Source organism: Pseudomonas sp. K5002 (genome assembly GCF_013386655.1).
Taxonomy (GTDB): Bacteria; Pseudomonadota; Gammaproteobacteria; order Pseudomonadales; family Pseudomonadaceae; genus Aquipseudomonas.
The window spans coordinates 1,748-2,010 of the sequence record NZ_JACARK010000562.1; the positions used below are offsets into that span (position 1 = coordinate 1,748).

Consider the following 263-nt stretch of genomic DNA (forward strand, 5'->3'; position numbering starts at 1 on the left):
ACCTCGGTGGGCAAGCTGTTTTCGGCAGCGCTCACCGGCGGCATGACGGTCGACAAGGCACTGGCCGAGGCGCAGTCCACCACCGAGCGTGAAATGAAACGCGCCGGCTACCCGAAATAATCACCTCAGGGACACTGCATTGATGAAACGACTGGAAGGTAAAAGTGCGCTGGTCACCGGCAGCGCGCGGGGCATTGGCCGGGCGTTTGCCCAGGCCTACATCAACGAAGGCGCGACCGTCGCCATCGCCGACATCAACCTGG

Annotated in this window: 2 protein-coding genes; both read left to right on the forward strand. The window is 62.7% G+C overall.

Translation table 11 applies throughout. The features are described 5' to 3' along the window. The coding region (locus HX846_RS40455; protein ID WP_372242013.1) for a hypothetical protein at positions 1 to 120 on the forward strand (120 nt) is incomplete at its 5' end. A gap of 22 nt (positions 121 to 142) precedes the next feature. Beyond that, positions 143 to 263 (forward strand): SDR family NAD(P)-dependent oxidoreductase (locus HX846_RS23410; RefSeq protein ID WP_178966175.1); only part of this gene is annotated, 121 nt, incomplete at its 3' end.